Here is a 23,676-nt window from a genome sequence, read left to right as displayed (position 1 = left end):
ATACGTTCATACCTTCTAATTACACTTATAATTGCTTAGCCAATTCCTCAAATTGATTGATGTGAGGCTTGATCTCTTTCTCTACACTTTTTATGAAGGAACTAAATTGCTTAGGATTATACTCATCTCCAACACCAACACTTTTATATACTTTTCCCTTTTGGTATGTAAACAAGAAAAAATAGTTATTCTTTAATCCATTCAAAATATTTCCGATATCTCCCCAAATTTCGAGTCTCAATTTCGAATCTTTGTAAAGAAACGAATATGGCGGATCATATTCTCCATTTCGTACATCATAGCCTGCAATCCACTGATCTTTTGCAAATGTCCCTGTTTGGATTCGCGATTCCAGCATATATCCAGTCAAAGCTATTTCGTTAACATGAAGTTTACCTTTACCATCTTTCTTGTCATTCTTCCAGTTCCCATCATACTTGGACTCTGTAATTCTGTCCTCACTGCGTGTTATAACTTTATATACACCATGTCCCGAACGTTTCCCCTGTGCCCAGCTTCCTTTGTAGGTTTTGGTTTTCCCCCAGGTCATGGTTCCATTCCCGTGAGGTTTTCCATCTTTGGTCTCTCCATAATATGTAGCCCCATTGCCATACTCCAGAGTAGCCAACTCAGTCGCAGCCTGAGCAACATGTGGTAACAGAATTACAGACAACCCTAAGGTTATCCCCAAAATACAGATGAACATCTTTCTAAACATCAAATCTCCCTTTCTCTCGCTGTATAAGAAATTCATTCTTATAACAACCTATTAATAAATCAAATAATAAGACTCTAGTATAATATCACTTTCAATCCAGAAGGTTCCACATAAAAAAAGAAGACCCCCGTCGACAAGATGTCCGACAGAGGCCATTCCAATCCAGTCCACATCAATTACAAATCTGCTGTGGCAAATTGAATTGTTCCGGAAGCTGCGCCTCCAAGGTTAGCTAACAAGGCAAACACCAGAACTCCACCTGCAGAAATGGTAAGACTGCTGTTTACAGGAACAACGTAAGTGACTACTGGTGCATTAACACGTGTAATCACGAGAGATACCGGAAAAGGTCCAAAGTTGTTCACTGTAGCGCTGGCATTGGTGCCTCCAGCCAAGTTTTCGTAGTAAGACTTACCTACACCTGCTGGAAGATTGTAAAACTGTTGCGGTAAAAGGATGGCCATCGAAATCACCTCCTTTTGCTGTGATACGGTATTCTATGCTTGAAATCTATTAAAGCAACGGTGAATTACCAGCGTCATAATGTCCAATTTTGATAGACTCCATAGATTGATAGACGAATGTACGCAAAAAAGCCCCACCGGACCATCCGGTGAAGCCAACTAAGCTTACTTTAGTATTACAGATTTAATTACGCATACAGCATGAAAAAGTTTAGTTCATGGCCCTGCTGCTTGAGATAGTTATACAGCTGCGAACGGTGATGGAATACATGCGTTACCGTTTCAATCTGCCATTGAACCTGCAAGTGACCATGTTCCATATAAAAAGCTTTTGTTGAACGATTCAAAAAGTCGTCTTCGCTCAATCCTTTGATATACGCTTTGTAGGATTCGAAATTGCTCCATAATGTTGCTTCAAGCTTCTCGATATCCTCAATCCCCGACAGGCTATTCTCTACCAGCCCAACCTCAGCTTCACCTTTTTCCTGCATAATGGCAAGATCGGATGCGGTAATCTGGATAAAATGATGCACAAGCTCCACCAATGAACGCATATTCTCCTGTGGACGATACGACCAATCCTCCGAACGGATCAAGCGAATTAACGAAGCCCCCGTCCGTACGCCTGTTTCCAATTCATTTAACAAGTGATCCCGAATCTGCAATGTTCCATTCATATATGATGTCTCCCTTATCTTTTATTCTCACGACTTCAGTATAACCGAAGGTGCTGCAGATCTATTGTACAAATCGGACAACATCCTGCCATGCTCCCTGGCTGCCGTCAACGGAGTCTCTCCATAAAACTTGCGAAATTGCCGAATTAGATGGGCTTGGTCAAAAAATCCATGATTCTGGGCAAGCATTGCCCAGTCTGCCGTGTTCCCCTGATGAATATCGCTCAGCACACGATGAAAACGAACCACCTCACTGAATCGCTTGGGGCTGATTCCTACCCATTCCGAGAACTTGCGATGCAGCTGCCGTTCACTGATCACTTCACGCATCGCCAGCTCCTGGACACTCATACGTCCCCCATCTATAAAGATGCGGTGCAGCACGTTTTTCATCAAATTGTTCTCAGATGTGCTTGCCTGCACGGGAAACGGACTCAAGTACGCATTCATAACCTCTACTCGCTCTGCAAAACTATTCGTTTCGGCCATCCGTTCCTGAAGCGCGTTCAGCTTCTCCGGCCAACATTCCTGAAGTGCAATTCGCTTATCCGTAAACCACTCCAGAGGCATGCCATGGAAGACATGCGCTCCACCCGGGAAAAACCGGACACCAAAGGTGTAGTCTCCAGCAGGGGAACCATCATCGGATGGCTCAGGTACAGCGAACGGCTGTGTATAATTGCCACAGTAAGCATAGGAGTGCTCTGAACAGACTGGGTCGTATGTAATCAGCATGTCCGTGCAACCATCCGGCAATACCCGGGCAGGTACAGTCGTCATCGATCGCTCTGGACATTCTCTCTTAGCAACATCCGCATATGTGTTCGGAAGAGATCCTGATTCCCAATAACAGGCCACGTAAGCCATCAGACCGGCAACAGGTATTTTCTCAACATAATAACTGTTAGGGTACGTTCCATTCATCTGAATAGGTTTAAACAACGGGTGCAAACTGTGATCCACAATTCCATCCTCCGGTCACTAGAGTTGGTTACACATTATGTATTTATCTATCATACCATCAACCGAGGAAATGAAGAAAAAAAGTGCCCTACCGGAGGACAATCCGATAGGGCCAGTCACACATCTATTTAACACGAGAAGGGGTTTACAAGACTTATCTTACCTTCCCAACCTTAATGGAAACTGAAATTGGGATGAAAAAAACATCAATTTTTCTTATAGTGCATGTCCGAAAAGAACGTTTTTGAACAACCTCTTAAAGTGTCTTGATCAGTATGGACGCAATTAACACGGATGCTGTTGTGACCGTTGTGAATCCACCTACCAGCATCGGCGTTAAAATCTCATCGAGGATGGCTTTGCGTTCATTTTCATCACGTCCAACTGAACGGCTTACTTCCTCACAGATAATGTAGTCCCCCGGAAAACCGAATAGTGCAGTCAGTGCCACAGGCAGACCTTTAAGCGGGTCCCATTTGAACAGCTTGGAGCCAACAAATCCACCGATCAGCACCCCGATTACACCGATTGCGATAATGAACAACACTGGAATAATGGAACTAACCACCGCATCAAAAGTGATCGACTCCATACTTGTCATAACGACTACGATCAGACCTATCATGGCAATTCCCGATGTACTTGCTTTATCCAGAATACGAGATGGGAACAGTCCGATCAGATGTCCCAGAACCCCGAGCAACAGAGCCCAGATACTGTAGCTAAGTCCGGTTACATTGCCTAGATAAATGGAGAGACTACCCATAATGAACAAGAGCAACAGCAGGATAGGTGCGGTCTGGAATCGCTGTGGAAGGAATGTTTTGGCATTCTCTTCTTTAATGTTCACATGTCCTTCCCCTGCAACCTTGTTCTCAAAAGCACCCTGCTTCTGCAGTTTCAGCGCATATCTGCGCAACATATTGGTTGCAATCGGCATCCCCACGAGGGAATGAATACCCAGAATAACAGCCGGAATTGTAATCAGATGACCCAGGTTCATCTCTTGCAGCTTCGTTGTTGTGATCAGATAAGAGATAATGCCACCGACAACCGGACTTGATCCTGCAACAGCCGTAGGATAACCATAGAACGGTGATACGATTAACAGGATAAGACCTGTCGCCGTGAGTGATGCGAACAATGAGATCAGTATTGCTTTATATTGGGAACGTATTAATTTCAGCGGTATTAATGTTCCCATGTGTACAATCAGCGGAGCCACCATGAGAGCCCCGAACGCCGTCAGAGCAGAGCTGGATACCACTCCTTTAGGAAATAACCCCGCCCAGTTCAGCAGCAAATATCCGATCAGAATAACAAGCAAGGAAGGAATTCGCGCTTTGGACCAGATCGAAACCAGTTCCCCTATAGCTAAAATAACTAGTAATACTGTGGCGATATATATCGGTTGACTAAACATGGTGACTTCTCCCCATTCTCTATGTTGTCAGTGCAGTTCAGTTCACGTAGAACCATCTTTCTTATTTCAAGCGTTCACCTGATAAATAGACCTGTTCGATATTCTCTGTGTTTTCGAGCAGCCCAATATCCGTCAATGGATTCACATTCAGTACCAGCAGATCAGCAGCTTTGCCAGGCTCAATCGTACCGATCTCCGCTTCCATCTGCATCGCTCTCGCCGCATCTCTTGTTGCGGCTACGATCGCTTCCATCGGCGTAAATCCAACATCTTCAACAAGCAATCGAAGTTCGAGTGCATTCCCGCCATGCTCAACAGGTGCACACGTGCAGAAGTCTGTCCCTACTGCAATGGTTACGCCTGCCTCACGCGCGATAATCATGTTCTCAATATGCTCCTGATATACACTTTTGGCTTTGCGGATGCCAAATTCGGGAACACCGTATTTATGCCCTTCTTTGATGATCCGATGTACAATGGCCAGCGTTGGAACCAGAACCGCCTTTTGATCCAGCATCATGCCAATGCCTTCTTCATCAATGTAGATCCCGTGTTCAATGGTGCGTACGCCCGCTTCCAACGCATTTTTGATCCCCTGTGCACCTTGCGCATGTGCAGCCACATAAGACTGTACCGCTTCCGCTTCATATACGATCGCCTTCAGCTCATCCATGCGGAATTGCGACCAGCGAGGGTCATCTTTCTCCGAAAGTACCCCGCCTGTGGAACACACTTTAATGAAATCCGCCCCTTCACGGAACTGCGTGCGTGTTGCCTTAATGACTTCCGGAACCCCGTCACACACGGTGAAGATATTCAGTTCCGTTGGAATCATATGGATATCTGCATGCCCACCCGTCTGAGAGAGCATATGACGGGAAGTTTTAACCCGCGGCCCCTTCACCACACCTTCCTTGATCAGATCACGAATGTATACAGCAACATGGCTACCGACATCCCTGACGGTTGTAAATCCTGCGTTGATCAGCTTCGGCAGATCCTGAAGTGCTCTCCCCATCTGGAGTTCATTGGCTTCCAGCGCCACCGCAGCCATATTTAGATTTTTGGCCCCGTGTACATGGACATGGGCATCGATTAATCCTGGCATCACCGTTTTGCCTGATACATCAACAAGCTCGGCATGTTCCGGAATTGGAACGGTTGCTTTCGCACCCGCAGCTATGAATTTCCCGTTCTCAACCAGGACCACACTATCGGAAACAGGCTCTCCACCTTGTCCATCAATCAACAATGCACCTACAAAAGCAGTAATTTGACTCATCTGTACTCCACCTCATTTTCAGACTTGGTTGCAAGTTCAACTATTTACAGCTCTACTGTTGTACTACGATGAAATTGTATCGTGTTAAAGTTAATGACATTATATAAGTTGCAAATGTATAATGTCATTGTTGATAACAACAGCATTTTGATATTAATTATGGTGATATACACAATATAAAATATAAATCACACAGCATAGTGAAGATCATGTTATATATGTAAGCATTTTGCCATGTGAACACAAAAGGAGTACGTTTGCTATGATTCATGAAGCGGTTCGCTCATTTATGGTTCAAGTCTTTGGGTCTGTTCCGTACGGAATCTGGATCAAGGATGAATATGATTTCCAGTGGAATAACTGGCTGCGTGAAGGAGAGTTACCTGAATATATAGATCAAGAACAGATTGAGTCATCCTGGAAGATTCTCAGGTATACGTTTGTTTTTTTGTCTAACATCAACATTCGTGTGGTTATCGATACCCAGAAGCAACTTACCCTGCTACAGAGTGAACGTCTGGAGTCTTTGATTCGGGAAGGACTGCTGAAGCAACAGATTGAGAAGGAACGTGCACACAATGATCGATGGTTGACCGGACTGCGGGAGCTGACCTGTTCCCTAGAGCTGAACGATTTGTTACTCAAAATCATGGAAAATGCGCTCCATGTCATCCCCTCCCTTTCCTGCGGACTGTTCATGATGGTTGATCCGGACTCTGGCAAGATGATTCCTAGAGCCAAAGTTGGTTTTCAGGATAGCGTGTATCAATATCAGGGCGAGCTGGATGAGGGCATTACGGGAAAAGTATACGAGGAAGGCATTGGCCGAATGTATAGCACACCGGATGATGCCTTTAAAGATATGGGCAATGTTAGTCAGGAGAATGCGAATATCATTGTAAGTTCACTGCCTGACGGTATTATGGCAAAAGGACTTATCGCCGTTCCCGTGACAATGAACACCCACAAAATCGGGGTAATGTTGGTATACCAATTTGAACAAAACAGACGATTTGCCCCACATGATCTGAATGTGATGCAGGGATTTGCAGATCAGGCAGCCATTGCCATCTCTAACGCCACCATGTATTCAGAACTGCTGGAAACGAACCGATATCTCGTTAGCCGCAATGAAATTCATAATCAATTCACGGCACTTTCCATTGAACATGTGAGCCTCGGACATATCATTGAGACGGTTGGGTCGATGCTGAAACTTCCCACCTATTATGTGGACATGGCGAGAAATGACTGGTACCCGCTCATCCCGGAAAGTGTCTTGCTAAGTGAGCTCGATATCTATACCGCTCTGGACAGTCAGTTTAACCCCATCACCTTATCCAGTGGAACGGATCATAGCGATTATTACCTCTATCCCATTGTGAACGGATCTCTGGTGCTTGGCTGTTTTGCCATCCAATTAGATCATCCGTTAGGTCAGTTGGATCATGTGATTTTGGAACAAGGCGGAGCTATTGTGATGCTGGAGATGGTGAATACCTACTCAATCACCGAGATGTCCTATCGGAAAAACCATGATTTCTTCAGCGATCTCGTGCAATATAGAGAACCACAGCAGTTGGAGGCACGACTTTCCAGCTTTCGGTTGCCAGCCCATCAGTCCTTGTTCGTCGCTCAATTGCAGCTCTATGGGGAACATCCCGATATGAAAACAACTGAAAATTGGGTGCGCAAGTTGATTGGATTTATCGAAAAGGAGCTGGGCACCCGCGAACATCTATTGTTCAGTGCACATCACAAAATTACGATTCTGGCTGCTGCATCCGAGCCCAAGGTCAGACACTGGATCATCAGCAGGCTGGAAACGGCTGTGGAGAAATGGACCACCTCTAAGACTCCTGCCCTATCCATTGGTATCGGTGGACTTTATCAAGGGCTTGAGTATGTGTGCAAAAGCAATGACGAGGCTACACGCTCATTGTCCTTTTTGCTGAAACAAAACAAAGCGGGCCTGATGCTCTACGAAGAAATCGGGATCAATCGGCTGTTTCTGAACCAGGAACCTTCCGATATCGAGAACTACATTCACGAAATTCTGTCCCCTCTTCAACAGCAAAAATCAGGAGAGCTTGAACTCACACTCAAAACCTACATTGCCGCGAATCGATCTGTGCAAACCACAGCCGAACGTCTGCATATTCATACCAATACGTTGTACCTGCGCCTGCGCAAAATAGAGGAGATTCTAGGTGTTGATCTGAACGATTCCGAGGGTTGGATGAAGGTGTATCTGGCATGTCATTTAAGTGAAGTGTACTCTGTTGCTCCTACCGCGAGTGGAGCACTAAAATTGTAACTCCATCAATTCAGTCCGTGCAGTTTGCGAAAACGCTCCGGACTCATGCCTGTATGCCTTTTGAACATCGCACAGAAATAACTGGCGTTCTCGTAACCCACCCGATCAGCCACTTCATATATTCGAAGCTCTCTCTCACTGAACATGAGTTGTTTGCTTCGATTGATCCGTTCCTGGTTCACGTAAAATACAGGTCTGGTATGGAGTGCCCTCTGAAACAGCCTACACAAATATTGGGGAGATACCACAGCCACATCGGCCAGTTCCTTCAGCGAAAGCGAACGATCCAGATGCTCTGCGATATAACGCAGCACAGGCTTCAAGCGCTCCAGTTCATCATTATAATTGGCGGATGCGATGAGCAGTGGCTTCAGATCCAACAGCAGGGCATATAATTGTTTGGAACACTCCACATCGTAATCTGCGTAATCCGTATCACCGTCATTCTCTCCTCTAACCAGAAGTTGCTCTAGGCCATGCAGCAGTGTGGCTGTCCTGAGTCTGCATACACGTGAACCGGTTATCCCCGCATAAGATAATAACTGGCTGGCTTCTCTCCCCTGAAACGAGACCCACGCCAGCTCCCAGCGGTCACTGATGGGCATATATCGATGCGGAACATCGGGATACAGAAAGAAAACGTCACCCGGCCCGACGATATACTCGTCTTCTTGTATAATCAGCCTCCCCTGACCATGAATAATCTGGTGGATCTGATAATCCGGGAATCCCTCTGGACGCTCAGTTTCATATTGGTGTTCCCAGTAACCAACCGTGGTCATATAGATCGGCAGGCGAGCAGCTTCTTCTGTTTTACCAAAAAAAATCCGGGTATCCATCCAGTACACCACTTTCTCCATCGTTAGTTTCATATTGTGATATATATGGGCAATATTCTTTATTCTCTAAGTCATCATTCAATTCTATAATGACAATATTATAACATTTCAGAAGGAGTTGCTGTTATGCGAAAGAAACTGGTACACACCCCTCCGGCCAATGGATACCCGGAATGGAACAACAATCCCGAGACTTTTCAAGTAGGCCGTCTACCCGCACATGCGTCTATGGTAGCGTTTCCATCTATAACAGAAGCATTGTCCAATGATTCCAGCGCATCGCCATGGTACGAATCACTGAATGGTCAATGGAAGTTTGCCTTTGCGGAGACACCGGAGCAACGGATTACATCCTTTTATGAGAACAACTATGATGCCAGTGACTGGGACGAGATCGCCGTTCCTTCCAACTGGCAGCTGCAAGGTTACGATTATCCCCACTATACAAATATGACGTATCCGTGGGTCGAGCGTGAGCCTGAATTGAAGCCACCATTTGCACCAACAACTTATAATCCGGTGGGTTCGTACATCCGCACGTTTACTGTTCCTGCAGACTGGAAAGACCGGCCTGTCCTGCTTCATTTTGAGGGCGTTGAATCTGCCTTTTATGTATGGGTCAACGGGGAACTCGTCGGTTATAGTGAAGACACGTTCACGCCCGCAGAATTCGATATCACTTCGTATCTAACGGAAGGTGAGAACAATCTCGCTGTGGAGGTATATCGCTGGTGTGATGCGAGCTGGCTGGAGAATCAGGATTTCTGGCGGTTAAGCGGCATCTTCCGTGGTGTATACCTGCATTCACCTTCACCAGTTCAGATCGCCGATTTCTTTGTTCGTACTGAACTGGATGACGCGTATCAGGATGCGGAGCTACTGCTGGATTTGAAATTATTTAATCATAATGCCGCGCAGACCCCTGCCGGATTGTCCGTTCAGGCGCAGCTCTATGATGCACAGCAGCAAACTGTACTGGAGCAACCACTTACTGTGGAGGTTACTTTCCAGGGTGAGGATGAACTTTCATTCCAGTTGTCAGCAGAGGTTATGAAGCCTCTTCTTTGGAGCGCCGAGACCCCTCATCTATATACACTTGTGCTGTCCATTCAGGACGAATCAGGCGAAACACTGGAGGCTGTTCGCAGCCGGATCGGATTCCGCAAGTTTGAACTGAAGGACGGCCTGATGCAGATCAATGGCAAACGCATTGTATTCAAAGGCGTCAATCGTCATGAATTTTCCCCGGATAAGGGTCGAGCCATTGGGCGGGAAGACATGATCCGTGACATCGAGTTGATGAAGTCCTATAACGTTAACGCGGTGCGTACATCCCATTATCCGAATCAGTCACTCTGGTACGAACTGTGTGATGAATATGGCCTCTATGTCATTGACGAAACGAATCTGGAAACTCACGGCACCTGGGAATATGGGCAAAAGGAAATGAATGAAAACAATATTCCCGCGAGCAAGCCGGAATGGCGTAATAACGTAATAGATCGCTGTAACTCGATGTTCCAGCGGGACAAAAACCATGCGTCCGTGATTATCTGGTCTCTGGGTAATGAATCCTTCGGCGGCGATAACTTCATCGCCATGTACGATTATCTGAAACAAGTCGATCCAACCCGTCTCGTTCATTATGAAGGCACCTTCCATTATCGCCCTTCTGATTCTGCAAGCGATATTGAATCGACAATGTATATCAGCCCACAAGATGTGGAGCAATACGCGCGCATGAAGGGTCCGAAGAAACCTTATATTATCTGCGAATACAGCCATGCCATGGGTAACTCCTGTGGAGGTCTGCATCTGTATTGGGAGTTGTTCGATAAATATGATGTGTTGCAGGGTGCATTCATCTGGGACTGGGTCGATCAGTCCATTCGTACCACTACGGCAGACGGTGTAGAATATTTTGCTTATGGCGGCGATTTCGGTGAATCCCCTCATGATGGCAATTTCTGCGGGAACGGACTGATTCTGGCGGATAAGACGGTTACACCGAAGCTGGAAGAAGTGAAGAAATGTTATCAGAACGTTCGTATGGAGGCTATTGATATAAAAGACGGCCTGCTGCGCATCCGAAACCAGTTCCTGTTCACGAATCTGAGCGAATATTCGCTCGTATGGACAGTAACTCACGATGGTGTATCCGTAGAGAACGGCACGTTGGATATCGCGGTACCTCCTGGCGAATCGGCTGAAGTCCGTATCCCGTACACGCCATCATCCGATTTGTTCCAGGAAGCGGTGCTGACTGTATCTCTGGTTACAAAAGTGGCAACCAAATGGGCAAGAGTAGGTCACGAAATTGCTTGGGATCAGTTCGTGGTATCTCCGAGATTGCGTCCACTCCAACCGATGCGTCAAGGACTAGACAATGCGCCACAGGTACAGGATCTGCAAGATGAATTGAAAGTATCTACAGGCCAAGCCACGTTGAGCTTCAATCCAGCCACTGGCGCGTTAACATCCTATCAGATCAACAATCAGGAGCAATTGCTCGCACCTGTCCGGCCGAATTACTGGAGAGCCATGACAGACAACGATATGGGGAACCGCCTGAATGAGCGTTCTGCGTTCTGGAGAGATGCTCACGCTACTAGCAGATTAATTCGTTTCGAGCACCATGCAGACGAACAAGGCATTCTCGTGACGACCGATTATACGTGGGATCAACATCCGGGATGTACGCTGTCCATTACGTACCGAATCGATCCGGATGGCGTGCTCGAAATCAGCCAAACTCTTATTCCAGGCGAGGGCTTACCCGATCTACCGGAATTTGGTATGCTGCTTCAACTGAATAACCGCTTGGATACAATCTCTTGGTACGGCAGAGGCCCACATGACAATTATGCAGACCGTCTAACCAGTGCACGTCTCGGTTATTACACAGGTGCGGTTCGAGATCAATTTGTTCCATATCTGAAACCACAAGAGTGTGGTAACAAAACGGATGTACGTTTTGCAGAAATTACGTCAGCGGATGGTCAGCTTGGCCTTCATGTTGAAGCCACCATACCATTTGAAATTAATGCGTTGCCGTGGACACCGGAGGAACTGGAAGCAAACGACCATGTGTACAAATTACCTCAGAGCACACAAACCGTTGCCCGCATCAATTACAAACAAATGGGTGTTGGCGGAGATGACAGCTGGGGCGCACGTACCCACGCTGAATACACCTTGCCAGCCAACCGCGCGTATCACTTCACCTTTACGGTAAGACCTGTATAACATCAAGCAAGCACTGCTGGCAGCATGCCGGCAGTGTTTTTTTGTTGGGGCAGTGAATAGTGGGAGTTTGAACTTTGTCATGGGAACATTATAATGAATGAGATGCAAGAAAAGATCTTTACCAGCTATTACTCTATTACGAGGTGAGAATTTGCAATATCTGTTTACCACTCTCTTCATTATTGGCTTTATTACTTTTTTGGTATTTGTTGTTCTGATGCTCTTATCTATTCGCAAAGGTAATAGGTTGCCGATCAAATATATTTTTCTAACGACGGCTTGTTTTGCGATTGCTTCAATAGGATTGTATGGCATGCTGACTTTATCTTCGAACCCTACTCAGTCTGAAATTGATCAGGCGTTGGAACACGAATCAAGTGACGCTACAACAGAAAAAAATCCGGCAACTTCACCCCAGATTAAACTTTCTGGCCTCCACATGACTACCGATGAATTTAAAAACAAGTTTAATGGCGCCGTGGGCAAATACCGGCTGAATGGTTTGAGTATTACCCGTTTGAATATGAAAGAGTCTTCTGAGCAGGGCACTGGCACTTTCGAGTATGTATTCAATGACGAGTTGCGTTTGGTTGGTGCAGTGAATGCAGATGAGAGCATACAGGAAGTCAGGTTGTACGGAACTGGTGATACGCGTAAACCAACAGGTGGAATTTTTATGACTGCTATCGCCACACTCATTCTCACAACCAATAGTGAGTACACGTATAACGATGCACAAGATGTCATCCAGGATATCGGTCTATTGGATCGTGATGTGAATCAGTCTGATTTTGATGGAGCGACGGTTCGAAATGGATTTGAATATCGCTTCAGCGTACAGGATCATGAGCACTCGACTTTTGAGATAACTGTTGCGAAATAAGATGCGATTGTGCAAAAAGGCCGCTCCATGAAGGAACGGCCTGACGTGGGATATGTACTTTTTTTGGATAATTCAGTAGTCACAGTCTCTGATCTAACATTTTCCTATTTTATGGATTAGTAAGCCAAAAAATTAAAGTGATCACTATACAAAAAAGCGATACAGGGTACAGTATCCATTTACTGATCTTATCTTTGTAAGTGACAATCCAACAAACAATGCATATCCAGGCGATTAATAGTTGCCATAAGTCCAATGATGAACACCTCCCGCATGCGAGAGTTACTCAAAAGTTACAATCTCGCTCTGATTGTTCCAACTCATTTTAAAGGTAATTGGATCTTTCGTATTCTCCGCCTCAGTAACCGTTCCCGACATACTGAACGGTACCCCTTGTTCTTCAAGCGCTTTCCCCTGTTGGTCTATATTATTGCCGGTAAGGTCAAACACAAAATCTTTTATACGCTTTTCATCACCTATATAAGTAATACTATAGATCCCTGTTGACCTCTGAAGAGACACATCCCAGTTATCGCTTTTTCCGTGTAGCCTATCATCAGCACCACAAGCTGAGACAATAGATAAAAGTACTATAACACAAAGAATAATTGGCAGTTTGAATAATTTCATCAAATCCCTCCTTTTAGGAATATACCCAAAAATGTGAGTTATGATATTTTCTACTCATCCCGAGCATCTGCCTAATATAATGCGTCTTACCTTTGTATCACATGATTAACGATTTTCTGAGCATCGTATTTAACCCATCCCAAAAGTGCTGAACCCCGTGATGTTTGCCAAGGTAGCCCTACAAAGTACAGTCCAGCAACCGGTGATACGCCTCTCTCGTGTATAATTACACCTTGGTCATCCAAAGCAGTATTGATATCGATCCAACCATCATTTCGCTTAAACCCAGTCGCCCAAATAATATTGTCTACTGTTGTCTCACTACCATCCTCATATAGGATGCGATCATCTATTGCATTAATAGCACGTGGGCGCATGTTAACTTTTCCCTGGGTCATCAACTCTTTTAACTCATAGCCATATACGTACTCAGGCTGATTTCGCAACCATTTTCCAACCATACGATCTGCACTTGCACGTAATATTCCGAGCTTTTCAAAATACCAGAATATACTTCGTTTCATGATATGCAAAGGCCTAAAGGTTATATTTCGAGCTATGGATATGTATACGGTTTGTTGTTCATCTGATGTTAACTCTACAGCGATTTGGGCACCTGAATTCCCTCCGCCTACAACTACTGTTGTTCCAGGGATCAATTGAGAGATATTTTTATATTCTGATGAGTGAAGCTGAATCACATTCTCGGATAATGATTTCGCAAAATGAGGAACATTCTTGTTCTGGAAAGGTCCCGTCGCAACGATAATATTGCGCGCTTCAATCATTCCATCATTGGTTTCAGCATAGTACACCTCATCTTGCTTCGAGAGACGGGAGATTTCACAGTTTAACTTTATTGGAAGCTCCATTTGTTTAGCATAGTTTTCAAAATAATCTGCAATTTCATCTTTGCTTGGCAGGCTATTTTTATTACCACTAAGAGGCATTCCGGGTAATCCATCATACATGCGCGGGGTGAAAAGACGCAAGGAATCGTACCGTTTACGCCAAGATTGCCCAACAGTTGAGGCAACGTCAACAATTAAAAAGGTTAACCCCGAACTCTGAAGATAGTAACCTGCTGCCAAACCTGCTTGCCCAGCTCCGATAACCAATACATCGTACATATGTATCATCCCCAATATCGTTTTATGTATTAATATATGAGTACTTATTCATATGTTAATTTTACTTAACAACTGTCTGTTTAGCAATAGAAGAAAACATCCCTACTTTTTTAAAAAAAACAACATTAAAAAGACTCCCTGACGGGAGCCTTTACTCATTTCAGCGTAGGTTGCATGTAAAGTAACTATGATCCTAAGTATGCTATGTTCTTTTGTTCGTTAGTTAGTTATTACCTGGTGTATCGATCAATGTCATCGATCGCAGACTGGTGCTCTCTTCTATGGTAATCTTCATGCTGACGAACGTCGTTCTTTAATTTCGCTAAGAACCCCCACCCCATAAAGGCAAGTAACAGCACCGTAATCAGCGCATAAGCGAAGCTATATAGATTCATAAAAAAGTTGATAAATATTGCAGCGAGCATCAAGCCCAGTATCCACAATGTCCACTTTGTACCCTTTCTCAAATCATTTCCTCCTCAAATAGTTCCTAATAAACCTTCTATGTATCACTGTACATACGAAATCATAGAAACAAGGCTTCAATCTCATGGCTTCAAATCTACATTTAGAGCGAATTCCCAAATCATTTATAAGCATCAGTTCCCAAAGAAACATCTAATGCGCCAGACATCCCTTGCGCAGAAGAGGTACTCACATAATACGAGCCCGTCGACAATGCTTTGTCACTATAATATGTATGCTCTTTTCCATCTGCCGGAACACTGCCAGACGTTATCCGGGTTCCACTAGTAGATCCTTCATTGATCGTGAACGTGAAGTGTTTCGAACCCGTGTTTTTAAAACTCACTTTCACATAACTAAATCCTGCTGGAATATCAAACCGATGCGTATTTGTAGTACCTGCGAAATCCTCATTATTGATTACTGTTAATGGAGTTGATGGAGTACTTCTAGGTTCATTTGCTACTCTCCCTTCAGAAGTGGAAGTGAAATTATAAATTAAGATGATAACAGCAGCAGACACCAAACCTGCCACTATCATTTTTCTAATAAGTTTAATGATATATGACCTCCATATCTCTTGATACTAACTTTGATTATAAAATACTCAATAACACAAAAACCACTCCTTAATAATTACTAAGAAGTGGTTTTTGTATTATTTATAATTTGTATCAGTGACTGCTTCACAAATTCTTGTCACATCGTAACGAGAATTCACTATGCCAGGCACATGATGCTTTAAAGGTTTTTACACCTTTATTACATCATGCCGCCCATTCCACCCATACCGCCCATGTCAGGCATTCCGCCACCAGCACCTGCTGGTTCTGGTTTGTCAGCGATAACCGCTTCAGTAGTCAGGAACATTGCTGCTACGGAAGCCGCGTTTTGCAATGCATAACGAGTTACTTTCGCAGGGTCAACGATACCCGCTTCGATCATGTTAACCCACTCGCCAGTTGCAGCGTTGAAGCCGATGCCTGTTTGTTCTTTTTTCAGACGTTCCACGATTACGGAACCTTCTTCGCCAGCGTTAGCTGCGATTGTGCGGATTGGTGCTTCCAGAGCACGCAGGACGATGTTTACGCCTGTTTGCTCGTCACCGGACAGAGCTACAGCCGCAACCGCGCTATATACGTTCATGAGCGCTGTACCACCACCGGATACGATACCTTCTTCAACCGCTGCGCGAGTTGCGTTCAGGGCATCTTCGATGCGAAGTTTGCGTTCTTTCAATTCTGTTTCAGTAGCCGCACCAACTTTGATTACTGCTACACCGCCGGACAATTTAGCCAGACGCTCTTGCAGTTTCTCTTTGTCGAACTCGGAAGTTGTTTCTTCCAATTGTGTACGGATTTGGCTAACACGTGCATCGATATCGGATTTGTTACCAGCACCGTCAACGATGATTGTGTTTTCTTTTGTTACGCGGATTTGACGAGCTGTACCCAGTTGTTCCACAACAGCGGATTTCAGGTCCAGACCCAGTTCTTCCGTGATCAATTGGCCACCAGTGAGGGCAGCGATGTCTTGCAGCATTGCTTTACGACGGTCACCGAATCCTGGAGCTTTAACAGCTACAGCATTGAATGTACCACGCAATTTGTTCACAACCAGCATAGCCAGTGCTTCGCCTTCGATATCTTCAGCGATCAATACCAGCGGTTTGCCTTGTTGAACGATTTTCTCAAGCAATGGCAAGATATCTTGCGTGCTGGAAATTTTTTTGTCTGTGATCAGGATGTACGGATTGTCCAAAACAGCTTCCATTTTGTCCGTATCAGTGATCATGTAAGGAGAGATGTATCCACGGTCAAATTGCATACCTTCAACCACTTCAAGCTCTGTAGCGAATCCTTTGGATTCTTCTACTGTGATTACGCCATCTTTACCTACTTTTTCCATAGCTTCAGCGATCAATTCGCCTACTTCTTCGTCAGCTGCAGAGATTGCTGCAACTTGTGCGATGGATTGTTTGGAATCGATTGGTTTGGAGATGGATTGCAATTCAGCAACCGCAGCTTTAACCGCTTTGTCGATCCCTTTACGGATACCGATTGGGCTAGCGCCTGCAGTTACGTTTTTCAGACCTTCTGTGATCAGCGCTTGCGCGAGTACAGTTGCTGTTGTAGTACCGTCACCGGCAACATCGTTGGTTTTTGTTGCTACTTCTTTAACCAGTTGTGCACCCATGTTCTCGAATGCATCTTCCAGTTCGATTTCTTTAGCAATGGTTACACCATCGTTAGTGATGAGCGGGCTTCCGAATTTTTTCTCCAGAACCACGTTGCGGCCTTTAGGACCGAGTGTTACTTTTACTGCATTAGCCAATGCGTCCACACCACGAAGCATGGAGCGACGAGCGTCTTCACTGAATTTAATGTCTTTAGCCATGTTAAGAAAACCTCCCTAGTTTTTGTTGGAAAATGGTCGTGCTATATGGTTCGGTTATCCGATTAAATTTGAATTAGTCGAGAATCGCGTGAATATCGCTCTCTTTCATAATCAAATATTCTTTACCTTCGAATTTGATTTCTGTACCGGCATATTTGGAGAAAATAACGCGATCTCCTTCTTTCACTTCCAGAGCTACACGTACGCCGTCTTTCAATACTCCAGCACCAACTGCAATGATTCTACCCTCTTGCGGTTTTTCTTTGGCGGAGTCCGGGAGTACGATCCCGAAAGAAGTTGTTTGTTCTTGCTCCAGTGGTTCTACCAATACGCGTTCACCTAAAGGTCTGATCATGAAAAATAGCCTCCTTTTGAAATTATATAACGTTACATTGTAGGTTGTAGCCATATGTATTAGCACTCGACAGTGTTCAGTGCTAACAACCAACTTTATGATACTCAACTTGAAGCATGATTTCAAGTCCTTTTGACGAATTCCTGCGAGAATTTACGTTGAATTTACACAAACATAGCCAAATTACACCCGCTGTGCCTGGTTCTATGTTGCAATTCACTAATCTTATTCTACGAAATTGTTTGACCCTTCTGCAACGTTAACAGACAGTCCCTTCCCCATTGTATCCATTGTTGAACATAATATGCCTGCTTGTCCTGTCGTGTTGTCGGCAGTCTACAGAAATAGCCCGGATAAGAACATACCGTCTTTTCCGGGCAAATTACAGCTTATCCTCATTCAGCCCGCATGTTTCTTATCCTCGGCACGAACGTAGCGGGATTCGATCTCTTCATCGGCTGCAAGCTGCTTGCGATATACGATTGCGGATAATAACACACTGATCTCATATAACAGCAGTAAGGGAATCATCACCAGCAGATCGGAAATAAAGTCTGGTGGTGTAATAACCACTGCAATGAAGATCAGAACAAAATAAGAGACTCTGCGCATTTTTCGAAGACGAATTGGATTCAGAATCCGCAGTCCTGTCAGAAACATAATAAGTAAAGGAAGTTCAAATAACAGGGACACAGGCAGCACAATGCCAAACAGGAAGCTGAAATACTGTTTCATCCCGTAGGTCTCCACAAGTCCCATCTTCTCCGTAATCGCTGTTGTGAAGGCGAGTGCCATCGGAAAAATAACATAATACGAGAAAGCCATACCTGTCAGAAATAAAAGAAACACATAGGGCACATACTTCAGCGTTGCTTTACGCTCGCGCGGCTTTAGCCCTGGACTAACAAACTTCCAGATCTGATACACCGTAAACGGCAGCGTAATAATAAGTGAAAACAAACCGGCAATCTTCATGTAGATGCCAATCCCGTCCCAGAACGAGAAGGCATGTAATACAAAACCTTTTGCCGACTCTGCCTTGGTCAGATATTGGTATACCGGGTCCGCCACAAAAAATCCTGCAATCAGTCCCAGCACAAATATACTTAATACGTAGATCAGCCGCTTCCGCAGCTCACTCAGATGTTCCGTAATCGACATTTCTTCCATTTGCTGCGTCATGCCTGCCCCCCATTATTGCCAGCTTAAAATACAAAACCCTTCCGGCAGGAAGGGATTTCTCTTTCATTGCCGTCAAGATTATTCCGGCAGGCGTTTATCAGCAGGCTTGTCTGCAGGTGTGCTCTCAGCCGCCAGCGGTTTCGCCTTCTCCTGCTCTTTGCGATTGGACGAGTCATCCTCAGAGATAATCTCGCGAGCGCCCTCTTTGAATTCACGGAAGGTACGCCCAACTGCACGTCCCAGTTCCGGAAGTTTGTTGGGTCCAAACAACAACAATGCAATCACGGCCAGCAAAATAAAACCCGTAGGTCCAATGGAACTTAACATTGATATTCCTCCTCGTCTCAAGCTTCGAAGATGCGCATACTCGGCCAGATGTTCATAGATGTCTCTGCTGCGTTCTTAATTTAAGCCCATCATACCATAGATGTAACCACTTACATAACCCGCAAAATTCACAAATAAGAGATGTCACTAGAACAATCTAACAACGGTCATGGCTAATCGGATATCTTGCCCCAGAGTCCATGCTCGATTATTGCTTGAACTGACCCGTAACCATCAGCAGCGCTTCCGGAAGCTGATCCATAATGGCCGCCAGATGTTCGTGCACACCCTTTGGTGTACCTGGCAGATTAACAATCAGCGTACGTCCACGAATGCCACATACCCCACGGAACAGCATTGCAGAACGGTTTTTGCTCATTACACTATACCGCATGGCCTCTGCCATCCCGGGAACTTCCCGCTCAATTACGCGCCGGGTCGCTTCCGGAGTAATATCACGAATGGCCAGCTCCGTGCCACCGGTAGTCAGCACCAGATCGGCGTGAAAATAATCCGTCATCTCAATCAAAGCCGCAATAATCTCATCGGGTTCATCCGGAACGATACGGTACTCCACGATTTGACCACCCAGCTCTTCTTCCACCAGCTCCCGAATGACTTGTGCACTCGTATCCTCACGTTCCCCGCGGGCTCCTTTGTCACTGGCTGTCAGGATTGCTGTTCTCCACACCATAAAGATCACCCTTCTCCTCTATGAAAATAAATATTGCCTATCGGCTGTAATCACCGTTTTTGCCACCACTCTTGGAATTCAGCATGGTTGGACCGATAATCATATCTTTTTGCATGGCCTTGCACATGTCATAGACCGTCAGTGCTGCAGCTGAGGCAGCCGTGAGTGCCTCCATCTCAACACCCGTTTTGCCTTCGGTTTTGACAGTAACTTCAATGTGTAATTCATCCACTCCATTATCATGAAAACGAATATCCACACCCGTCAGTGCCAGCGGATGGCACATCGGAATCCAGTCCGACGTTTTTTTCGCGCCTTGAATCCCGGCAATCTGAGCCACAGCCAGAACATCACCTTTGCCGATTCGGCCCTCCCGAATCGCTTCCAGTGTATCTGGATTCATCGTCACTTTGGTTACAGCCACAGCCGTACGTACGGTAATTTCCTTACCTGAGATATCAACCATCCGGGCCCGCCCCTGTTCATTAAAATGGGTCAGTTTACCACCGGAAGCCTGGCCGTTGTTCACTTCTGAACTCAATCACATCACAACCCTTTATTCGATATGTAATATACCTTCGGTTGTTATCAACAGATCAATCCGCAGATCGAGCAGGTCCATCGGGATCTCCTCCTGTAGCTGACCCGGCAATACCATCGCAGCCATCAACGGTTTCTTGCCCGTCATCACACATGTTGCTGCAAGCGTCTCGGCAAAACGATCATAATAACCGCCACCATAACCAATACGCCCGCCATGGAGATCATAACCAAGCCCCGGTACCAATACGAGATCGATATCCGGCCAATCATCAGGCGTCAGGACTTCACAGGAATCCTTAGGTTCGGGTATCCCCCATATGCCTGGCTCCAGATCTTGTTCTCCGGTCACTCGCCGTAGCTCCATTCGGGGTGGATTCGCCAATACTTTTGGTGCAAACATCACATCTCCATGTTTCCAGCCCTCTTGAAACAGAAAAGCTGTGGATGCTTCGCTTCCATAGGACAAATAACTGAATATAACGAGTGGTCTGTTCACGACCTTACTCTTGGCCTGTCTAAGGCGCTCCAGCTCCCGCTTCACTCCAGCGTTAATCTTAGTCATTGCCTGCTGACGCATGCTTGCATCCATCAGATCACGGCTCTGTCTCAGTCTGGATCGAAGCTGACTTTTCAGTTCCGCATGATCCTGCATATCCTTGAATAACCTCCTGTTGATAGGGAAGGTAGAAAAAAGCTCTCATTAAAAATGATTTATATGTTATGACCAGTTGTCATCTTGTTGAAATGGTTAAAATGATTCATTTTCTGCAAAATCCTCATGTAATAACATGCCTTCTTTCAGTTTATCATTGATTGATCAAAAAGACTACATGCCCCATGCGTTCCCAATCGGTGCAATTGCTCTGTATTTCATGTAAACTGGGATATAGTTGTCATATCAAGAACTGGACCTATGGAGGAACTTAATTTTATGCTGCTGCAAGTATCCGGAATTATCAAACGTTTTGGTGTCGATCCAATCCTGGACGGCGTGAACTTACAAATATTAGAACGCGAGCGCATTGGCCTCGTTGGTGTAAACGGTGCAGGGAAATCCACTTTGCTCAAAATTGTAGCCGGTGAAATGTCCTATGACGGAGGACAGATTTTCAAGTCCAAAGAAACAACGCTCGGTTACCTCGCTCAAAACAGCGGGCTGCAATCCGACCGTAACATCTGGGAAGAAATGATGAACGTCTTCGCTCACCTGACACAGGCTGAAGCAGATTTGCGTCAGATGGAACGTGATATTGCCGACCCTGCCCAGATGGAAGACGAGAAAAAGTATGCTGACCTGCTGGAACGTTATGCGAAACGCTCCGATTGGTTCAAGGACCATGGCGGTTATGAAATGGAAACCCACATTCGCAGCGTACTGCACGGGATGGGATTCGGCGAATTTTCGCCAGACACCCCCATTGCTACTCTGAGCGGCGGGCAGAAGACACGCCTTGCGCTTGCTCGTATTTTGCTTCAGGCACCCGATCTGCTCATGCTGGACGAGCCTACCAACTATCTCGATATCGCCACTCTTACATGGTTGGAAGATTATCTGAGAGGTTATTCAGGCGCGCTGCTCGTGGTATCCCATGACCGGTACTTCCTTGATCGACTCGTAACAACCATCGTTGAGATCGAACGTCACCGCTCCAAAAAATATACGGGCAATTACAGCCGTTATATGGAACTCAAAGCTGCCGAATATGAAACTCAGATGAAGCAATATGAGAAACAACAGGGTGAAATCTCCAAGATGGAAGATTTTGTTCAGAAAAATATTGTACGCGCTTCGACAACCAAACGGGCGCAGAGCCGGCGCAAAGCCCTCGACAAAATGGAGCGGCTTGATAAACCGATGGGAGATTTGAAAAAAGCCCATTTTTCCTTCGAAACCGCCGTTATGTCCGGCAAGGAAGTGCTTCGAGTGGATCAGCTGTCTGTCGCTTATGACGAGGCCTCTCCATTGTTCCGCAATGTATCCTTCGATCTGCGGCGTGGGGAAACGGTTGCTCTGATTGGTCCAAACGGTATTGGTAAATCCACCATGCTGAAGTGTCTTACGGGAAGTTTACGTCCGGTAACCGGGGAGATCCAATGGGGAACAAAAGTGCAGATTGGCTATTATGATCAGGAACAGACTGGGCTCAATCCGTCCAACACGGTTCTGGAAGAACTGTGGAGTGCCTATCCCGGGATGGAAGAAGCACGCATTCGGACCGTACTGGGGAACTTTTTGTTCAGCGGTGACGATGTGCTCAAGAAAATATCCTCCCTCAGCGGCGGTGAGAAAGCACGTGTCTCTCTCTCCAAGCTGATGCTGAAGGAAGCCAATATGCTCATTCTGGATGAGCCTACGAACCATCTCGACCTGTTTGCCAAAGAAGTGCTGGAAGCGGCATTAATGGATTACGAAGGCACCCTGCTGTTCATCTCACATGACCGGTATTTCCTCAATAAAATGGCTGAACGCATTGTTGAACTTCATCCAGGCGGCACAGAACAATATCTCGGTAATTACGATGATTATGTGGAGAAAAAACAGGAGCTTGAGGACATCGCACGTGAAGCTGCTGAGGCACGTCAAGCTTCGTCCAAGAACTCGTCCAAATCTGATCTGAACACAGCCACAACCGAAAAATCCGGAGCGGCTTCATTCGAAGCGGAAAAACAGGCGAAGCGTGAAGAGCGTAACCGGCAACGCAAGCAGGAAGCTTTGGAACAACAGATTGCGGAGCTGGAAACAAAGATTACCGAACTTGAGGCACAGATGGCTCTGCCTGAAATCTATCAGGATTATATGAAGCTGCAAGAACTCCAGCAACAATCGGAGGAACACAAAGCAGAACTCACCAAGGCATACGAGGACTGGGAAGAACTAGCTATGGAATAGTACGAATAGTACAGACTCAGACCATGGCTTAATCGCGTCCATCCAAGTTTAGTTGTACCACCAGCTGATTCCTTATTGGGATCAGCTTTTTGTTTGTTACGGATGAGTATTGAAGGTATGCACCTTATGTTCTATATGTTCCTTGAGATTGAACTCTAACCTACGGAGGCTAGGGAAGCTGTTTTGACTTTTGTCAAATTTACTCGAATGAAGAGAAATATTTTTAGCCCCCTGTCCCTCTCACTTATCCA

The 23,676-nt window shown here is 45.5% G+C and carries 22 protein-coding genes; 4 read left to right on the top strand and 18 right to left on the bottom strand.

Annotated features, from left to right (window positions below; all coding sequences use genetic code 11):
- Positions 1-25: 25 nt before the first annotated feature.
- The 6 genes from MHI12_RS06615 to MHI12_RS06590 all read right to left on the bottom strand — a co-directional run bounded on the left by MHI12_RS06615 (position 26) and on the right by MHI12_RS06590 (position 5,527).
- Positions 26-718: a hypothetical protein gene (locus MHI12_RS06615; protein ID WP_405171907.1), complete on the bottom strand. Its 693-nt coding sequence runs from the start codon at positions 716-718 to the stop codon at positions 26-28.
- 176 nt (positions 719-894) lie between these two features.
- On the bottom strand, positions 895-1,182 hold the full coding sequence (locus MHI12_RS06610; protein WP_339785605.1) for a hypothetical protein: 288 nt from the start codon (positions 1,180-1,182) through the stop codon (positions 895-897).
- Positions 1,183-1,370: 188 nt separating this feature from the next.
- Entirely contained in the window at positions 1,371-1,859 is a 489-nt protein-coding gene (locus MHI12_RS06605) for a DinB family protein (protein WP_036668991.1), read from the bottom strand.
- Between the two features lie 27 nt (positions 1,860-1,886).
- Entirely contained in the window at positions 1,887-2,822 is a 936-nt protein-coding gene (locus tag MHI12_RS06600) for a helix-turn-helix domain-containing protein (RefSeq protein ID WP_405171906.1), read from the bottom strand.
- A 256-nt stretch (positions 2,823-3,078) separates the two neighbouring features.
- A complete protein-coding gene (locus MHI12_RS06595; protein WP_339785611.1) occupies positions 3,079-4,245 on the bottom strand; it encodes a hypothetical protein in 1,167 nt (388 codons plus the stop codon).
- Positions 4,246-4,306: 61 nt separating this feature from the next.
- A complete protein-coding gene (locus tag MHI12_RS06590; protein WP_405171905.1) occupies positions 4,307-5,527 on the bottom strand; it encodes an amidohydrolase family protein in 1,221 nt (406 codons plus the stop codon).
- A 262-nt stretch (positions 5,528-5,789) separates the two neighbouring features.
- Here MHI12_RS06590 and MHI12_RS06585 point away from each other — a divergent pair, with 262 nt between their 5' ends.
- Complete coding sequence (locus MHI12_RS06585) at positions 5,790-7,844, top strand: helix-turn-helix domain-containing protein (RefSeq protein ID WP_405171904.1); 2,055 nt, start codon at positions 5,790-5,792, stop codon at positions 7,842-7,844.
- Between the two features lie 5 nt (positions 7,845-7,849).
- Here MHI12_RS06585 and MHI12_RS06580 read toward each other — a convergent pair whose 3' ends face one another.
- Positions 7,850-8,704, bottom strand: coding sequence for an AraC family transcriptional regulator (locus MHI12_RS06580; RefSeq protein ID WP_405171903.1), 855 nt, complete (start codon positions 8,702-8,704; stop codon positions 7,850-7,852).
- A gap of 105 nt (positions 8,705-8,809) precedes the next feature.
- Here MHI12_RS06580 and MHI12_RS06575 point away from each other — a divergent pair, with 105 nt between their 5' ends.
- Together MHI12_RS06575 and MHI12_RS06570 are read left to right on the top strand one after the other, a co-directional pair.
- Positions 8,810-11,929, top strand: a complete 3,120-nt coding sequence (locus MHI12_RS06575; protein WP_405171902.1) for a glycoside hydrolase family 2 TIM barrel-domain containing protein — start codon at positions 8,810-8,812, stop codon at positions 11,927-11,929.
- A 151-nt stretch (positions 11,930-12,080) separates the two neighbouring features.
- The gene (locus MHI12_RS06570; RefSeq protein ID WP_405171901.1) at positions 12,081-12,812 is read left to right on the top strand and encodes a hypothetical protein; all 732 of its coding nucleotides are present in this window, start codon (positions 12,081-12,083) and stop codon (positions 12,810-12,812) included.
- A gap of 282 nt (positions 12,813-13,094) precedes the next feature.
- On the opposite strand, the gene MHI12_RS06565 is transcribed toward MHI12_RS06570, so the two are convergent.
- From MHI12_RS06565 to MHI12_RS06515, 11 genes are all read right to left on the bottom strand, one after another.
- Entirely contained in the window at positions 13,095-13,442 is a 348-nt protein-coding gene (locus tag MHI12_RS06565) for a hypothetical protein (protein ID WP_341010126.1), read from the bottom strand.
- An 86-nt stretch (positions 13,443-13,528) separates the two neighbouring features.
- On the bottom strand, positions 13,529-14,581 hold the full coding sequence (locus MHI12_RS06560) for a flavin-containing monooxygenase (protein WP_405171900.1): 1,053 nt from the start codon (positions 14,579-14,581) through the stop codon (positions 13,529-13,531).
- Between the two features lie 221 nt (positions 14,582-14,802).
- The gene (locus MHI12_RS06555; RefSeq protein WP_341010128.1) at positions 14,803-15,039 is read right to left on the bottom strand and encodes a hypothetical protein; all 237 of its coding nucleotides are present in this window, start codon (positions 15,037-15,039) and stop codon (positions 14,803-14,805) included.
- Positions 15,040-15,158: 119 nt separating this feature from the next.
- Positions 15,159-15,572, bottom strand: a complete 414-nt coding sequence (locus MHI12_RS06550) for a hypothetical protein (protein ID WP_341010129.1) — start codon at positions 15,570-15,572, stop codon at positions 15,159-15,161.
- A 227-nt stretch (positions 15,573-15,799) separates the two neighbouring features.
- Positions 15,800-17,434: a chaperonin GroEL gene (gene groL / locus MHI12_RS06545; protein WP_036611259.1), complete on the bottom strand. Its 1,635-nt coding sequence runs from the start codon at positions 17,432-17,434 to the stop codon at positions 15,800-15,802.
- Positions 17,435-17,507: 73 nt separating this feature from the next.
- On the bottom strand, positions 17,508-17,789 hold the full coding sequence (groES, locus tag MHI12_RS06540) for a co-chaperone GroES (RefSeq protein ID WP_017690077.1): 282 nt from the start codon (positions 17,787-17,789) through the stop codon (positions 17,508-17,510).
- Positions 17,790-18,188: 399 nt separating this feature from the next.
- Positions 18,189-18,971: a twin-arginine translocase subunit TatC gene (tatC, locus tag MHI12_RS06535; RefSeq protein ID WP_017690078.1), complete on the bottom strand. Its 783-nt coding sequence runs from the start codon at positions 18,969-18,971 to the stop codon at positions 18,189-18,191.
- 78 nt (positions 18,972-19,049) lie between these two features.
- Positions 19,050-19,298, bottom strand: a complete 249-nt coding sequence (gene tatA / locus MHI12_RS06530; protein ID WP_036611264.1) for a twin-arginine translocase TatA/TatE family subunit — start codon at positions 19,296-19,298, stop codon at positions 19,050-19,052.
- Between the two features lie 208 nt (positions 19,299-19,506).
- A complete protein-coding gene (locus tag MHI12_RS06525) occupies positions 19,507-19,992 on the bottom strand; it encodes a molybdenum cofactor biosynthesis protein B (protein WP_017690080.1) in 486 nt (161 codons plus the stop codon).
- 37 nt (positions 19,993-20,029) lie between these two features.
- Positions 20,030-20,533 (bottom strand): cyclic pyranopterin monophosphate synthase MoaC, encoded by a 504-nt coding sequence (gene moaC / locus MHI12_RS06520; protein ID WP_223869015.1) that lies wholly within the window; start codon positions 20,531-20,533, stop codon positions 20,030-20,032.
- A 15-nt stretch (positions 20,534-20,548) separates the two neighbouring features.
- Positions 20,549-21,187: a 5-formyltetrahydrofolate cyclo-ligase gene (locus tag MHI12_RS06515; RefSeq protein WP_341010132.1), complete on the bottom strand. Its 639-nt coding sequence runs from the start codon at positions 21,185-21,187 to the stop codon at positions 20,549-20,551.
- Between the two features lie 279 nt (positions 21,188-21,466).
- Between MHI12_RS06515 and MHI12_RS06510 the strand changes: the two genes are divergently transcribed.
- Complete coding sequence (locus tag MHI12_RS06510; protein ID WP_405171899.1) at positions 21,467-23,425, top strand: ABC-F family ATP-binding cassette domain-containing protein; 1,959 nt, start codon at positions 21,467-21,469, stop codon at positions 23,423-23,425.
- Positions 23,426-23,676: the final 251 nt, after the last annotated feature.

Origin of the sequence: Paenibacillus sp. FSL H8-0280, assembly GCF_045040665.1 — a bacterium.
GTDB classification, from domain to species: Bacteria; Bacillota; Bacilli; order Paenibacillales; family Paenibacillaceae; genus Paenibacillus; species Paenibacillus xylanexedens_A.
This window is presented reverse-complemented; position numbering and strand designations above follow the sequence as displayed.

Bases quoted from the DNA above. Each gene is read 5' to 3' on its own strand.
- MHI12_RS06590 (WP_405171905.1), bottom strand. From the start codon at position 5,527: ATGAGTCAAATTACTGCTTTTGTAGGTGCATTGTTGATTGATGGACAA.
- MHI12_RS06510 (WP_405171899.1), top strand. From the start codon at position 21,467: ATGCTGCTGCAAGTATCCGGAATTATCAAACGTTTTGGTGTCGATCCA.
- MHI12_RS06515 (WP_341010132.1), bottom strand. From the start codon at position 21,187: ATGCAGGATCATGCGGAACTGAAAAGTCAGCTTCGATCCAGACTGAGA.
- MHI12_RS06585 (WP_405171904.1), top strand. From the start codon at position 5,790: ATGATTCATGAAGCGGTTCGCTCATTTATGGTTCAAGTCTTTGGGTCT.
- groL (WP_036611259.1), bottom strand. From the start codon at position 17,434: ATGGCTAAAGACATTAAATTCAGTGAAGACGCTCGTCGCTCCATGCTT.
- MHI12_RS06560 (WP_405171900.1), bottom strand. From the start codon at position 14,581: ATGATACATATGTACGATGTATTGGTTATCGGAGCTGGGCAAGCAGGT.
- MHI12_RS06575 (WP_405171902.1), top strand. From the start codon at position 8,810: ATGCGAAAGAAACTGGTACACACCCCTCCGGCCAATGGATACCCGGAA.
- tatC (WP_017690078.1), bottom strand. From the start codon at position 18,971: ATGACGCAGCAAATGGAAGAAATGTCGATTACGGAACATCTGAGTGAG.
- MHI12_RS06580 (WP_405171903.1), bottom strand. From the start codon at position 8,704: ATGGAGAAAGTGGTGTACTGGATGGATACCCGGATTTTTTTTGGTAAA.
- MHI12_RS06565 (WP_341010126.1), bottom strand. From the start codon at position 13,442: ATGAAATTATTCAAACTGCCAATTATTCTTTGTGTTATAGTACTTTTA.
- MHI12_RS06615 (WP_405171907.1), bottom strand. From the start codon at position 718: ATGTTTAGAAAGATGTTCATCTGTATTTTGGGGATAACCTTAGGGTTG.
- MHI12_RS06605 (WP_036668991.1), bottom strand. From the start codon at position 1,859: ATGAATGGAACATTGCAGATTCGGGATCACTTGTTAAATGAATTGGAA.
- MHI12_RS06610 (WP_339785605.1), bottom strand. From the start codon at position 1,182: ATGGCCATCCTTTTACCGCAACAGTTTTACAATCTTCCAGCAGGTGTA.
- groES (WP_017690077.1), bottom strand. From the start codon at position 17,789: ATGATCAGACCTTTAGGTGAACGCGTATTGGTAGAACCACTGGAGCAA.
- MHI12_RS06525 (WP_017690080.1), bottom strand. From the start codon at position 19,992: ATGGTGTGGAGAACAGCAATCCTGACAGCCAGTGACAAAGGAGCCCGC.
- MHI12_RS06595 (WP_339785611.1), bottom strand. From the start codon at position 4,245: ATGTTTAGTCAACCGATATATATCGCCACAGTATTACTAGTTATTTTA.
- tatA (WP_036611264.1), bottom strand. From the start codon at position 19,298: ATGTTAAGTTCCATTGGACCTACGGGTTTTATTTTGCTGGCCGTGATT.